Source organism: Vibrio sp. 378 (genome assembly GCF_033339435.1).
The window spans coordinates 1-576 of sequence record NZ_JAWOUO010000910.1 but is presented as its reverse complement, the minus strand read 5'-3'; the positions used below and the strand labels follow the sequence as shown (position 1 = coordinate 576).

Sequence of the window (576 nt, the reverse complement as noted above, 5' to 3'; positions counted from 1 at the left end):
CACGTACGATAGTTGCGATTTCTTCTGAAGGTTGCCATGCGTCAGAGTTGCCGTTTTCTAGCCAATCAGAAACGTGATCGTATGCTAGGCGCGCGTGTGACTTGATGTTTGCAGCGAAGAATTTGATATCGTCACCAATCACACCGTCTTTGCTCACTGTTACGGTGCAGCAGATTGCTGGGCGGATTTCGCCTTCAATTAGAGAGCATAGGTTGTCCGCTAGGTCGCGAGGTAACATCGGGATGTTACGGCCTGGTAGATAAATGGTGTAACCACGCTCACGCGCGACTTTATCCATTTCGTCTTCAGGTGTGATGTAAGCAGTTGGGTCAGCAATCGCGATAGTTAACTCAAAATCACCAGATTCGGTTTTCTTCGCGTACAACGCGTCATCCATATCTTTGGTTGATTCACCATCGATTGTGACGAAAGGAACATGAGTCATGTCGATGCGCTCTAGATCGGCGTCATCTTTTAATTCCCAGTTCTCAATGCCAGCAGGTTCTGAGTTTGGTAGATCGTTTTGCGCTAGCGTTACCCACCACGGTGCGATTTTGTCGTCAGCGTCAGTGATTT

1 protein-coding gene is annotated in these 576 nt (G+C 48.1%); it reads right to left on the bottom strand.

The genetic code is table 11. The annotated features are described in order from the left end of the window. Positions 1-576, bottom strand: a 576-nt coding sequence (locus R7Q48_RS29550) for an RNB domain-containing ribonuclease (RefSeq protein ID WP_318133929.1), incomplete at both ends; no start/stop codon positions are given.